The sequence below is a fragment of the Actinopolyspora xinjiangensis genome (assembly GCF_900104475.1).
Lineage (GTDB): Bacteria > Actinomycetota > Actinomycetes > Mycobacteriales > Pseudonocardiaceae > Actinopolyspora > Actinopolyspora xinjiangensis.
This window is the reverse complement of sequence record NZ_FNJR01000009.1, coordinates 160,038-172,562: the sequence shown is the minus strand read 5'-3', so window position 1 is coordinate 172,562 and position 12,525 is coordinate 160,038. Positions and strand designations below refer to the sequence as shown.

Annotated in this window: 11 protein-coding genes; 6 read left to right on the top strand and 5 right to left on the bottom strand. The window is 70.2% G+C overall.

Translation table 11 applies throughout. The annotated features are described in order from the left end of the window. The first annotated feature begins 506 nt into the window (after nucleotides 1–506). The 4 genes from BLQ75_RS14945 (at nucleotide 507) to BLQ75_RS14930 (ending at nucleotide 4,844) form a co-directional block, all read left to right on the top strand. Nucleotides 507–2,324: a sensor histidine kinase gene (locus tag BLQ75_RS14945; protein ID WP_244515570.1), complete on the top strand. Its 1,818-nt coding sequence runs from the start codon at nucleotides 507–509 to the stop codon at nucleotides 2,322–2,324. Then, nucleotides 2,324–2,983: a response regulator gene (locus BLQ75_RS14940; RefSeq protein WP_092602750.1), complete on the top strand. Its 660-nt coding sequence runs from the start codon at nucleotides 2,324–2,326 to the stop codon at nucleotides 2,981–2,983. The genes BLQ75_RS14945 and BLQ75_RS14940 overlap by 1 nt, the downstream gene beginning before the upstream one ends. 184 nt (nucleotides 2,984–3,167) lie before the next feature. Next, nucleotides 3,168–3,413, top strand: coding sequence for a hypothetical protein (locus tag BLQ75_RS14935; RefSeq protein WP_092602748.1), 246 nt, complete (start codon nucleotides 3,168–3,170; stop codon nucleotides 3,411–3,413). A 99-nt stretch (nucleotides 3,414–3,512) separates the two neighbouring features. Next, nucleotides 3,513–4,844 carry an amidohydrolase family protein gene (locus tag BLQ75_RS14930; RefSeq protein WP_170837515.1) on the top strand — a complete coding sequence of 444 codons (1,332 nt, stop codon included), beginning with the start codon at nucleotides 3,513–3,515 and terminating at the stop codon, nucleotides 4,842–4,844. A gap of 192 nt (nucleotides 4,845–5,036) precedes the next feature. On the opposite strand, the gene BLQ75_RS14925 is transcribed toward BLQ75_RS14930, so the two are convergent. The 3 genes from BLQ75_RS14925 to BLQ75_RS14915 all read right to left on the bottom strand — a co-directional run bounded on the left by BLQ75_RS14925 (nucleotide 5,037) and on the right by BLQ75_RS14915 (nucleotide 9,471). Further along, a complete protein-coding gene (locus tag BLQ75_RS14925; RefSeq protein ID WP_092602746.1) occupies nucleotides 5,037–5,723 on the bottom strand; it encodes an SDR family oxidoreductase in 687 nt (228 codons plus the stop codon). 153 nt (nucleotides 5,724–5,876) lie between these two features. Continuing rightward, on the bottom strand, nucleotides 5,877–7,982 hold the full coding sequence (locus tag BLQ75_RS14920) for a PhoX family protein (RefSeq protein ID WP_092602744.1): 2,106 nt from the start codon (nucleotides 7,980–7,982) through the stop codon (nucleotides 5,877–5,879). A 265-nt stretch (nucleotides 7,983–8,247) separates the two neighbouring features. Continuing rightward, entirely contained in the window at nucleotides 8,248–9,471 is a 1,224-nt protein-coding gene (locus BLQ75_RS14915; RefSeq protein WP_092602742.1) for an MFS transporter, read from the bottom strand. 243 nt (nucleotides 9,472–9,714) lie between these two features. Between BLQ75_RS14915 and BLQ75_RS14910 the strand changes: the two genes are divergently transcribed. Beyond that, nucleotides 9,715–10,386 (top strand): HAD family hydrolase, encoded by a 672-nt coding sequence (locus BLQ75_RS14910; RefSeq protein ID WP_244515566.1) that lies wholly within the window; start codon nucleotides 9,715–9,717, stop codon nucleotides 10,384–10,386. 84 nt (nucleotides 10,387–10,470) lie between these two features. Further along, entirely contained in the window at nucleotides 10,471–10,959 is a 489-nt protein-coding gene (locus tag BLQ75_RS14905; protein ID WP_092602738.1) for a GNAT family N-acetyltransferase, read from the top strand. Here the strand turns inward: BLQ75_RS14905 and BLQ75_RS23525 are convergent. Together BLQ75_RS23525 and fxlM are read right to left on the bottom strand one after the other, a co-directional pair. Beyond that, entirely contained in the window at nucleotides 10,940–11,101 is a 162-nt protein-coding gene (locus BLQ75_RS23525; protein ID WP_170837504.1) for a hypothetical protein, read from the bottom strand. The genes BLQ75_RS14905 and BLQ75_RS23525 overlap by 20 nt on opposite strands. Nucleotides 11,102–11,163: 62 nt before the next feature. Further along, the gene (fxlM, locus tag BLQ75_RS14900) at nucleotides 11,164–12,402 is read right to left on the bottom strand and encodes a methyltransferase, FxLD system (RefSeq protein ID WP_092602736.1); all 1,239 of its coding nucleotides are present in this window, start codon (nucleotides 12,400–12,402) and stop codon (nucleotides 11,164–11,166) included. Nucleotides 12,403–12,525 lie beyond the last annotated feature (123 nt).

The following is a 12,525-nucleotide window of genomic DNA, read 5'->3' as shown; positions in this document are numbered from 1 at the left end:
AAAGCAGCAGCGAAGGGGAAACCCGGCACGTCGTTCGAGGGTGACCGGCGCGATCCCGTTTCGACAGTCCTGGCGACGGTGTGCGGTTCGCTCGGAGCCCGGTGTGCGAGCCCGGGCGCGTACTCACCCCTGGCCGCTCGTCGCACTCGATCGCGCCGGATGGGAATGTGCTGTTCTGGTCGGCGGTACGGCCTCACGGGTCAACGTCCGTGGTGGAACACCTCCCAGAGATCGGGCAGGGTCGCGCTGAGTGCCATCAGCACCAGCACCGCCAGTGCCAGTACCGTCCCGATGACGGACAATGCGGTGAGCACGGTTTCGCTCCTTTCGTGCGGTCGTTCGAGGCCCCGACGCCTGCCGTGCGGAGCTCCGGACGACCACCTGCTGCTACCTTGCACCGCCGAGCGTGACTGTCCTCGGTCACGCGTTGTATCGGCCATGTGGTTATTTACGACTGACCGATCGGCCGGGGCGCACGCGCGCCCGTGCTGGTTATGGTGCGAGGTGTGCCGCATCGGTCCGACCGCCTGACCACCTCTCGGTTCGCCACCGAGCGAGCGGGGTGGGGACCGGTTCGCGCCCGGCTACGACGCGTGGTGGACGCGCTGCGGCAGCAGTGGATCTTCGCGGCTCTGCTGTTGCTGACCTGGTGCGGCGAGCTGGTCCTCACGCTCGACACCGGCGTTTCGGCGCTGGCACGCGTCCCGCTGATCACGGTGATGGTGCTGCTCGCGCTGGTCGGACGGTGGTATCCGGTCAGGTGCGGTCTGCTCGGCGCGGGCACGCTGCTGGTCGGACTCGCTCTCACCGGATTCCTCGACGTCCCCGCCGGTCCCGCGGTACTCCCGCGCGTTTCGGTCACCGAGAACGTCGCTGGCCTGCTACTCGTGGTCTACGCGTTCCGCGGCCTCTCGCGTGCCAGGGCTACGCTGGTCACCGCCGTGCTGGTGGCCGCGTGCCTGGTCGTAGTGTTCTTCCGCAACGATCCCCCTGTGGTCCGGAGCCTGGAACTCGGTCTGCTGCAGCTGGTGCTCGCCGTGGGCACCGGGATGTATTTGGGGGGTGGCCGGGAGCGCCGATCCGCGCGGCACCCGCTCGCGGAGTTGCTGCGCGGACAGTGGCCGATCACCGCTGTGCTGTCCGTGCTGCTGTTCCTGCAGGTGGCGGGCTCGGACTTCGCCCGCCTGCCCTTCGGCGGCGCACTGATGGCGGCCAGCTCGGTGCTCATGTCGGTGCTCGCGGTTTTCGCGCCGCTCCGCCCGGTACAGGCAGCGCTGCTCGGCGCGGTGAACATCGTGTTCACCAGTGTGCTGGCCTCGCTGTTCGGCGCTGTGGGGCTGGGGGCCGCGACCGGCTTTCCGCAGTCCGCGCTGGGAGGGGTGCCGGTTCCCGTCACCGCCGCCGGGATGCTGCTCATCGCCTTCGTCGTCCGAACGGCTCCGCTGCGGGAGGCCGCCGTCGCCACCGGGGCCCTCACGATCTCGGCCCTGCTCGGCGCGGCCCTCATCCCCGGAGCGCCCCCCTACGATCCGTTGTCGCCCTCGGAGCTCCTCCCCGTGCTGTTCATGGGGGCCGTCCTGCTGGTGCTGGCGGTCGGAACCGGTATGTACTTCCGTGCCCGTGACGAGGACCGGGCTCGTGCGGTGCGTGCCGCGGTGAAGGGCGCGCAGCAGGACGAGCGGATGGCGCTGGCCCGGGAACTGCACGACGTGGTCGCGCACCACGTCACCGGCATCGTGGTGCAGGCACAGGCCGCTCTCAAGGTAGCCGAGAAGAACCCGAGAGCGGCGAGCGAGGCACTGGAGCGGATCTCGTCCAGTGGCACCGAGGCGCTCACGGCCATGCGGCGGCTCGTCGGCAGCATGCGCGACACCGAGACCGAGTCCTTCTCCGCGATGGGGACGGAGCCCACCGTCGACCTGGAGGCCGACCTGCGGAAGCTGGTCGAGCGCCGCGTCCGCGACGGGACGGGCGGCCGCGTCGAGCTGGACGTGCGCCTGACGACCGACGTGCCGCAGGAGGTGGGGCGTTCGGCACTGCGGCTCGTCCAGGAAGCCGTCACCAACGCCGAGAAGCACGCTCTCGACGCCGACCTCGTCAGGATCTCGGTCAGCACCGTGGACGAGCAGCTGCTGATCGAGGTAACCGATGACGGGACCGCTTCCAGCGGACGTCCCCCGGGTGGCTCCGGGGGATACGGTCTGGTCGGGATGCGGGAGCGAATCGAACTGCTCGGTGGTCGATTGAGCGCGGGGCCCGGTCGGCGGCACGGCTGGCGGGTCGAGGCTCGACTGCCGCTGGCGGATGTGGGGGAAGAGCGGTAATGATCCGGGTGCTGATCGCCGACGACCAGGAGATGGTCCGTGCCGGATTCCGGATGATCCTGGACAGCGAGGACGACATCGAGGTGGTCGGGGACGCGGGCAACGGTCACGACGCCGTTCGGCTGGCCCGGGAGCTGCGCCCGGACGTCTGCCTGATGGACATCCGGATGCCGGGCATCGACGGGCTCGAAGCTACCAGGCTCCTCACCGAGGACGGGACCGCCGAACCGATCAGGGTCGTCGTGGTGACCACGTTCGACCTCGACGAGTACGTGGCCACCGCGCTCAACAACGGTGCCAGCGGTTTCCTGCTCAAGGACGCCGGACCGGCACTGCTGGTGGAGGCGGTGCACGCCGCGGAACGCGGGGACGCCCTGGTGTCGCCGCAGATCACCGTGCGGTTGCTCAGACACTTCCACGACTCCGGTTCGCACCGACACCGGGAGGCCGACAGACCGAGGGAGGAGCTGACCGACCGGGAGGGCGAAGTGGTCCGAGCGGTGGCACGCGGGCTGACCAACACCGAGGTGAGCGGGGAGCTGTACATGTCGCTTTCCACGGTCAAGTCCCACCTGGCCGCGGTGCAGGGAAAGATCGGCGCGCGCAATCGCGTGGAGATCGCGGCCTGGGCGTGGCGGACCGGGCTGATGGAGGAGTGACGGCGGGGGACACCGCTGAGAATGGACGGCTCCGACTGCCCGCCGGCCCACGGCACGTCTTTTCGGGGCCAGGGCTACTCCGGACCGATGACCGAGCGGAGGCGATGGAGACCGGCCGATAGTAGGAGCGGATCTGGCCGATTTGCCGAGGTGAGCGGTCCCGGAATCCGCGCATTCTGAAGGTATGGCGCAACACGTACAACCGCGATCCCTGCTCCTCGGACTGTTCCGTCCCCGCTCCGCCGGCCGTTCCCCGGAGGCGGGGGAGCAGCCGGAACCCGAGCCCGGAGGCCGGCCGGGCGCCGGAGTCCGCGAGTTCTCGCCCACCGCGCGGCGCCTCCGCGAGGGACTGCTCTGGGCCGTGCTGGCCTGCGGGATGCTCGCAGCCGGGATGGTGATGTTCCACGCGGTGAACACCCTCGGACCGTAGGAGCGGCGCACGAAGCGGCGCTGTCCGGGAGCGATGCTGGTGCCATCCGACGGGACGGCAGGCTCCCGCTGGGGAGTCGGCGCGTTGGACAATGCGGTCATGCCGATCACTCGACGTCTACGTGCTCCGGTCGTGCTTCCCTGCGACGAGACCTGTTCGGTACAACGCGACGCCGTCGTGGACATCGACGAGCAGGGCAGGCTGGGATACTGCGGTCCACGTGCCACGGCTCCCGAGCCTGACGCGGACACCGTCGTCCGGGACTGCCCGGGACTGTTGATGCCGGGACTGGTCAACACCCACGCGCACACTCCCATGACCCTGCTGCGCGGTATGGGCGGCGACCTGCCGTTGCTCCGCTGGCTGCGGGAGGTGGTCTGGCCCGCCGAGGCCAGGTTGCGTCCCTCCGACATACGCGCGGGCATGCAGCTCGGCAGCATGGAGATGCTCACGGCCGGGGTCACCACCAGTGCTGAGATGTACTTCGCACCGGAGTCGGTGGCCGACGCTGTGCTCGAAGTGGGCTCGCGTGTGGTGATCGCCTCCGCTGTGATCGATATGCCCGACCTGGGTGGTCTGGGTGGTTGGCAGGGCATGGTGGACCGGATCAGCCGATGGATCGACAGTGACGGTCTGCGGTTCGGTCCCGGCGAGCGCGTGGAACTCGCCTACGGCCCGCACTCCGCCTACATGCTGCCGACGGAGGCGCTGTGTCGGATAAGTGAGCAGGCGCGGGAACGCGGTGCGCTGGTGCACACCCACGTGGCCGAGACCGCGGAGGAGGACGCCGAGCAGCGTCGTTCGCACGGCTCCGTGCCGAGGATGCTGGCCGAACTCGGTGTACTGGAGGGCCGTTTCCTGGCCGCGCACGGGGTGCACCTCGACGACACCGACATCGCCGTTCTCGCTGAGCACGGTGTGAGCGTGGCCCATTGTCCGGGGTCCAACGCCAAGCTCGCCTCCGGCACCGCCCGACTCGTCGAGTTGCTCCGGGCGGGCGTGCCGCTCGGACTCGGCACCGACGGCCCCTCCAGCAACGACGACGTCGACCTCTGGGAGGAGGTCCAGTTCGCGGGCATGCTGGCCCGGCTGCGGGAGGGGGACGCCGACGCGGTAAGGGCCTCCGAGCTGCTGCTGGCGGCCACGCGAGGTGGTGCGCGTGCGCTGCACCGTTCCGACATCGGCGCGCTGGAGAGCGGCCGATGGGCCGACGTCGTCCATCTGGATCTGGACACCCCGGCTTTCGTGCGCGGCTCCGAGGCCACCGACGAGCGCATCCTGTCGAACCTGGTTTGGGCGGCCGGGGCCGAGTGCGTGCGAGACGTCTGGGTGGCGGGCGAGCAGGTGGTGGACACCGGGGAACCCACCCGCGTGGAACGGGACACGGTGCTGAAGTCCGCACGTGCCGCCGCCCGCCGGATAGAGGGCTGAGGCGAGCTCTCCGGAGGGGCCGGTTCGGGTAGGTCGCGGCGGCGGGCCCCTGGGGAACCCTCGCCACTGGTCGTGGAGGCGTCGAACTCCGGCCGCCCCACAGGGGCCGCGCGGTGCCTCGGCGGAACGGGGCCTCGTGGGTGGCCGCTCGACGCCGGGGCGCCGCACCGCTCGCCGACCGGGGGATGCCGGTCAGCCGTTCGGCCGGAGCACTATCTCCGTCATGTGCGCGTCGTCCCCGGCGCGCACGCTGGAGACCACCGTCTCGGCGACCGACTCCGGTCGCAGGTAGTGCTCCGGGTCGAACGAGCCGCCCTCGGACTCGCGCACCTCGCGCTGCATGTCGGTCGCGACGCGTCCCGGGAACACCGAGGTCACCCGGATGCCGTTCTGGGCTTCCTCGCCACGCAGCACGTCGGCGTAGGCGCGCAGCGCGAACTTGCTGGCCGCGTAGGAGCCCCAGTTCGGCTTGGCGGCCATGCCCGCGCCGGAATTGATCAGCACCACGTGGCCCGAGGCGGCCCGCAGCGCGGGGAGCAGTGTCCTGGTCAGCTCGGTGACGGCGAACAGGTTCAGCTCGAAGGTGCGCCGCCAGGAGTCGACCCCGGTCTCGGAGACCGAGCCGAGCTCGACCATCCCCGCGCTGTGCACGAGCACGTCGAGCTTCTCGATCCCGGCCGCGGCCGCGGCTATTCCCTCGTAGTCGGTGAGTTCGGCGGGCCAAGGACTCGCGCCGGGGAGGTCCGCCGCGATCCCGCGCAGCGCTTCCTCGTCACGGCCGCCGAGGAGAACGTCGTGGGATTCGGAGAGCTGGTGGGCCACGGCCGCGCCCACCCCGCGTGAGGCGCCCGTGACCAGTGCGATCGGTCGTGAAGTCATCCCGATTACGGTAGCGCCGCCACCGGTGTGGGCACCGCGTCCCCCGGCCGTGCCGGGGCGTTCTGGCCCCGGCACGGCCGGTCGGTTGCCGCGTTCCCGTCACCGGCCCGGCTGGGGACTCGGTTGTGTGTCGGTTCGCTCACCACCCGTGGTTCAGCGGCGTCCGATCTCCCCGACGCGGTGACCGTGGCTGCGCCACACCGCCACCAGCGAGGGCCTCGGCTGGGAGTCGCCGCCGTCCGGCCAGTGCGAGCCGGGGTTCTCCGGCCCGGAACCGTTGTCACCGGGGTGCTGGACGCAGACGGTAACGAGGTCGTCGGTGATGATCGGCCCGCAGGTCTCGGCGCCGTTGGGCACGGTCAGGAACTGCTTGACGTGCCCCCGCTCCGAGCCGCTCACCGGTACCGCGAACAGGCCGTCGTGGGAGCCGAGCTCGTTGCCGTCCGTGGCGATCCACAGGTTGCCGTGCCGGTCGAACGCCACGTTGTCGGGGCAGGAGATCGGGCTGACCTGGTCCTTGTCGAAACCGCCGTAGTAGGTCCCCGCGTCCTCCGGGTCGCCGCAGACCAGCAGCAGTCCCCAGGACATGCGGGTCGAGGTCGGATCGTCGTGGTCCTCGCGGATCTCCATCACGTGACCGTGCTTGTTGCCGATCCGGGGGTTGGCCTCGTCGACCGGTGCGTGGCCCGCCGCCCCGCGGTTGGAGTTGTTGGTCAGCGCGCAGTAGATCCGCCCGTTGGTGGGGTTCGGTTCGATGTCCTCCGGGCGGTCCATCTTGGTCGCCCCGACCCGGTCGGCCGCGAGCCGGGTGAACACGTAGACCTCCTCGGCGGTGAACCCCGGGACGTGGGAGGTGTCGCCGGTGGCCAGCGGCAGCCACTCACCGCTGCCGTCGAACTCGCCGTCGGAGGGCGGCTCGCCGCTGCCGTCTATCTCGGAGGCGGGGCTGTCGCCGGAGAACCGTGCCACGTAGAGGGTGCCGTGGTCGAGCAGCGACATGTTGTGCCTGCGCGCGTGGGCGCTGCGGCCGTTCTTCATCCTGCCGCTGGAGACGAACTTGTAGATGTAGTCGAACCGTTCGTCGTCTCCCATGTAGACGGCCACCCGGCCGTCCTCGGTGGTGCGCACGGTGGCGCCCTCGTGCTTGAAACGCCCCAGCGCGGTGTGCTTGACCGGGGTCGAGTCGGGGTCGTGCGGGTCCACCTCCACGATCCAGCCGAACCGGTTCGACTCGTTCGGTTCCCGGCCGGCGTCCCAGCGTTTCTCGAAGCGCTCCCACTTTCGGGTGCTGCTGCCGGTGCCGACGCCGTAGCGCCGCATCCGTTCCCTGGTCAGCGGGTCACTGACCAGGTCGGCGTTGGCGAAGTACTGGTGGAAGTTCTCCTCGCCGGAGAGCACGGTCCCCCAGGGGGTGACGCCCCCGGCGCAGTTGTTCTGGGTCCCCAGCACCCGCTTTCCGCTGGGGTCCTCGGAGGTCTTGAGCAGGTCGCTGCCCGCGGCGGGGCCGCGCATCTCGAACTCGGTGCGCAGCGTGATCCGCCTGCTGTACCAGCTCGGGAGCGGGGTGAGTCCGCCGCGTGCCGGATCGCGCCTGACCAGCAGGACGGACATGCCGTGCGCGGCCCAGGCGGTCCGCACCTGCTGTTCGGTGGGGTTGTCCGGGTCGTAGTCGGCGAACATGTGCGTTTCGCTGGTGTACTCGTGGTTGACCACCAGCAGGTTGTGGATTCCGGCGCGGTCCAGCGGGATCAGTCCGGCGAAGTCGTTGTTGTAGCCGAACTGCAGCTGCTGGGCTTCGGGGGTCTGGTTCCGGAAGTCGAACTCCGGGGCCGAGGCGAGGACGGGGTCTCCCCACCTGATGACCACCTGCTGCTCGTAGCCGTCGGGGATGACCACGCTGTCCCGGGTGTTCGGCTGCACCGGGTCGAAGTCGGTGCCGACGGCGGTGTGGCCGCCGTGGCCATGACCGTGGCCGTGCCCGTTGCCGTGGCCCCGGCCCGGTCGTGCCGCCGCGGTGCCGCCCGCCGCGGCGGTCACGCCGGCCGCCACGGACAGCACCGCGCCCGCGCGCAGCGCGCCGCGTCTGTCCATGACCCGCCGCACCACGTCGCCGAAGTAGCTGTTGTCGGACTCGTTCGGCGCGTCGTGGGCGCAGGCGTTGCCGCAGCGGTATTCGCAGGTCACGGCGGAACGGCTCGCGGAGAAGTGGTTCAGCAGCGGGAGTGGGAGCACGCGTGGTTCGGCTGAGTTGGCCGACATTTCCTGCCTTTCCACGGCTTCTGTCAGTGGGACGTGCCGACACTATGCGCGGCAGGCGATGCTCCGGCTGACTGAATGTGAACAACGGGAAAATTCGTGACGGTGAGTCGAACCAGAATCATGCGTAACGGTGAAATGATCATCGCACGATCGGAGGTTTGTGTGGCCGACGATCACCCAGAGTTTATCCCGCTGTTTCGTGGCGAGGCCTGGTCGATCCGTTGTGGACTCCCGTGCCGCTGGCGTGCTCCGTTGGCTGTGGGACTCAGAACTCCTCGCCGACCACCGCGGCCTCCTCCGGCACCCGGTGCGGATCGGCACGTCCCGAGCGCAGCCCGACCGCGAGCAGCCCGGCTGCGACCAGGCAGGCCACCGCGCCCACGGCGAACGGTGCCCTGGGCCAGTCCAGCCAGGTGGCGATGTGGCTGACGAGCGTCGCGGCCAGCGCGCCGCCGAGCCAGCGGCAGAAGTTGTACCCCGCGCTGGCGACCGGGCGTGGAGCCCTGCTTACGCTCATGGCGCTGCCGGTGAACAGGGTGTTGAGCAGCCCGGACACGAGGCCGCTGACCACGATGCCCACGATCAGCACCGCCTTGCTGTCGACGGTCATGATCAACAGCAGCACCGCGTAGAGCAGCACGGCCAGCACCGTGCCGCCCAGCTCGCCGAAGCGGTTCGCCAGCCTGGGGGCCAGTACGACACCGGCGAAGGCAACGCACACGCCCCAGCCGAAGAAGATCAGCCCCACGGCTATCGCGCCGTACTCCAGCACGAACGGCGACCACGCCAGCACGGTGAAGAACGCCGCCGTGTACAGCGCGGATCCGACCGAGGTGCGCAGCAGCGCACCGTGCCGCAGCGCGCGCAGCGGGTCGAGCAGTCCGACCGGCTCGCCGCGACCGCCGCTGTCGGAGGGCAGAAAGCCCACGGACAGGATCAGGGCCACGGCCATCAGGACGGCGGTTCCGGCGAACGGTCCCCGCCAGGAGATGTTGCCGAGCAGCGCGCCGAGTAGCGGGCCGGTGGACAGGCCGATGCCGAGCGCCGCCTCGTAGAGCAGGATCGCCGCCTGCTGCCCACCGCTGGCGGCGCCGACGATCACCGAGAGCGCCGTCGCGATGAACAGGGCGTTGCCGAGCCCCCACACCGCTCGCAGCGCCACCAGTTGCACCACCGAACCGGCGAGCGCGCAGGCCAGGGTGGCGAGCACGATGAGCACGAGACCGGTTACCACGGTGCGCTTCGCGCCGAAGCGCGCGCTGAACGCGCCGGTGATCAGCATGGCCACCACCTGCACGCCCAGGTAGGACGAGAACAGCAGTGTCACCTGCTCGGGGCCCGCGTGCAGTGCCTCGGCTATGGAGCGAAGGATCGGGTCGACGAGGCCGATGCCCATGAAGGCGATGACCGCCGCGAAGGCGGTGATCCAGACGGCCTTGGGCTGTCCTTTGAACACCTCGCGCAACCGGGTGGCTTCGGACCCGCTCATGGACTACGCGCTCCTCGGCTAGACAAAGTATTTCGTTTGAAATGCTAACTTTTTTCGCGGGGGATGCCCACCGGGAATGAGCGAACTCACCGTCGACTCCGGGAACCCGGGCGTCGGCCGGGGAGGAGATCACCAGCGCTTCCGAAGCACCGGTTCCTCGGCGGGCCGATGCCGGGTGGTCGGACGAGGGCGACACGAGTCCGGCCGCGCCCATCGGGACCGGTCGGCCATACCATCGGTGGCGTGACGATCGCTAGTGATGGTGTGCGCGCGGTGCTGTTCGACCTCGACGGCGTGCTGGTCGACTCCGAGCAGCTCTGGGACCGCATCCGGCGCGAGGTCGCCGAGGAGCACGGCGGGCGGTGGACCGAGGGTGCCAGCGAGCACATGATGGGGATGAGCACCCCGGAGTGGGCGGAGTACCTCGTGAGCGGGTTGGGCGTTCGCCTCTCACCCGCCGAAGCCGCGGACACGGTCATCGAACGGATGGCCCGGCACTACGCGACTGACCCACCGGTGCTGCCCGGCGCGGTCGAGACGGTACGGGCCGTGGCCGAGCGGTACCCCGTCGCCATCGCCAGCTCGGCCCCGCCGCGCATCATCGGCGCGTTCCTGGAGACCGGCGCCCTCACCGACGTGGTGCGCCACACGGTCTCCAGCGAGCAGGTCGGGGCGGGCAAACCGGCCCCGGACGTCTACCTCCGCGCCGCCGAGGAGGTCGGGGTCGAGGCCGGTGAGTGCGTGGCCGTGGAGGACTCGGCCAACGGGCTGCGCTCGGCCGCGGCGGCCGGTGCCACCGTCGTCGCCGTGCCGAACCCGCACTTCCCACCGGCCGAGGACGCGCTGCGGCTGGCCGGGCGGCGGCTGAACCGCATCGACGAGCTGCCCGGAGTGCTGGCGGAACTGTCCGGCTGACCGGAGTCCGGGCGGAAGCCGTTCCTCGGCCGCCGTGCGCTGCCTCGATTGCTCCGGGGACGTTCCATCGGAGAGGCTGGTTGGGTGCGTATCAGGGAGGCGACGGCCGACGACTGGCCCGCGATCTGGCGGTTCATGCGCGACATCATCTCCGCCGGGGAGACGTTCTGCTGGGACCGCGACACCACCGAACCGAGCGCCCGCGCGGGATGGATGCGGTTGTCACCGGGGCGGACCGTGGTCGCCGTCGAGGCGGACGGGACCGTGGTCGGCACGGCCGAGACCCACCCCAACCACGACGGGCCCGGTGCGCACGTGGCCAACGCGGCGTTCATGGTCGATCCGGCCCACGCCGGGCGCGGCTACGGCCGCGCGCTGGGCGGGCACGTGGTCGAGCGGGCCCGCGCCGACGGCTACCGGGCGATGCAGTTCAACGCCGTGGTGGAGACCAACACCGGAGCGGTGGCGCTGTGGCGCTCCCTGGGCTTCGAGGTGTTGACCACCGTGCCGGAAGCCTTCGAGCACCCCGAGAAGGGCTTCGTCGGGCTGCACATCATGCACCGCGCGCTCTAGCGGGATCTCCGCCCGTTTCCCCACCGGTCGCGGCCGTGGCGGGACCTGCCGCGCGGTTCGCGGCGGCGACGACGGTGACGTCGAGGTCGAAGTCCGGGTCCGGCTCGGTACTCGACGACTCCAGGGTGGTGGGTGTGGACATGTCGGACACACTCCTTTCGTGGTGTTCGAATATTTCGGTTTTCTGGTCCTGACCAGGAAGAGTCAGGGCCAGAAGATCACGACACGGGTGTGGTTCCTGTCGAGCACGAGCCCGTGATTCACCCGCTCATCGGGGGTGTGGGCGGGGCGGACCTCGATGACGGCGCCGGGGCCGTGGCGGTGCTGGCGGTCCCACTGGCGCATCAGGTCGACGTGCTGCTCGGCGAGTTCGCCGCCCCGAGGACCGTGGCCGTACACGCCGAACTCGATCCGCTCGTCCTCGGTGGTGCGGACCGTGGCGCGGTAGGCGAAGCTGTTCCCGTCAACCGCTGCCGGAACTCCCCGGCGGGCCGGACGTCCCACGAGCCCGCGGTCGACGGCGGCCTGTTTCGCGGTCAACATGCCGCAGCCGGGCAGCGTGGTCGTCAGCCACAGGGTCAGGTCGTCGATCATCTCCTGGGAGCCGACGGTGATCCCCGACCACCGCTGTTCAGGAGGTGTGGTCAGCGCTTCGCTGAGCCCGGCGGTGTCGAGGTGCTGCTGCTCGTCGAAGCGCAGCGCCACGTCCTCGTCGAGCAGCGCCACGTGCTCCTCGCGGGCTCCCATCCCCTGCACCGGCACGAATCCGCACGGGTGCACGCTCCGGCTGGTCAACCGGTCGCCCGCGCGTTCCAGCGCGATCGACCGCATCACTCCCCGCAACCGAAGGGGGACGATCAACCTGCCGCCCTCGGCGAGCTGATCCAACCAGGCGGGCGGGATGTCCCACACCCCGACGGTGACCAGAATCCGGTCGTAGGGCGCCTGGTCGGCCACGCCGTGTTCAGCGTCGGCGCGGACCACCCTCACCTGGTCGTAGCCGGACTCGGCCAGTCCGCGCCGGGCGCGCTCGGTTACGTCCGCGTCGATGTCGACCGTGGTCACGTGACCCTCCGAGCCGACGAGTTCGGCGAGCATCGCCGCGTTGACCCCGCCGGAGCCGATCTCCAACACCCGCATACCGGGCCGGACCTCGGTCTGTTCCAGCATGTCGGCCTGCATGCTGGGAGCCGACACGGTCGACAGTGCCATCCCGTCGTCGTCCCGCTTGACCACCACCGACCGATTGACCCCGTAGGCCTTCATCAGTGGTTCCTCCGGGGAGAACAGATGCCGAGGCACCACCCGGAAAGCCCGCTCGACCGGATCGCTGCGCACCGCTCCCAGTTGGCGCAATTCCTCGACCATGGCCGCACGCAGCGCCTCGGGTCGCGCGCCGTCCTCCGCGACACCGTCACCAGCCATGTCACGTTCCGCATCCATGTGAATAACTCCTTCACGTTCTTCCAGTACAGAAACCGTCCGGTCCTCACTGGGCGTGTCCGGTCAGTGAGGGATTACCAGAGCTCGTTTCCCGGCACGCGGCGGTTCCGACCAGAACGGCGC

Bases quoted from the DNA above. Each gene is read 5' to 3' on its own strand.
- BLQ75_RS14930 (WP_170837515.1), top strand. From the start codon at position 3,513: ATGCCGATCACTCGACGTCTACGTGCTCCGGTCGTGCTTCCCTGCGAC.
- fxlM (WP_092602736.1), bottom strand. From the start codon at position 12,402: ATGGATGCGGAACGTGACATGGCTGGTGACGGTGTCGCGGAGGACGGC.
- BLQ75_RS14940 (WP_092602750.1), top strand. From the start codon at position 2,324: ATGATCCGGGTGCTGATCGCCGACGACCAGGAGATGGTCCGTGCCGGA.
- BLQ75_RS14925 (WP_092602746.1), bottom strand. From the start codon at position 5,723: ATGACTTCACGACCGATCGCACTGGTCACGGGCGCCTCACGCGGGGTG.
- BLQ75_RS14915 (WP_092602742.1), bottom strand. From the start codon at position 9,471: ATGAGCGGGTCCGAAGCCACCCGGTTGCGCGAGGTGTTCAAAGGACAG.
- BLQ75_RS14920 (WP_092602744.1), bottom strand. From the start codon at position 7,982: ATGTCGGCCAACTCAGCCGAACCACGCGTGCTCCCACTCCCGCTGCTG.
- BLQ75_RS14935 (WP_092602748.1), top strand. From the start codon at position 3,168: ATGGCGCAACACGTACAACCGCGATCCCTGCTCCTCGGACTGTTCCGT.
- BLQ75_RS23525 (WP_170837504.1), bottom strand. From the start codon at position 11,101: ATGTCCACACCCACCACCCTGGAGTCGTCGAGTACCGAGCCGGACCCG.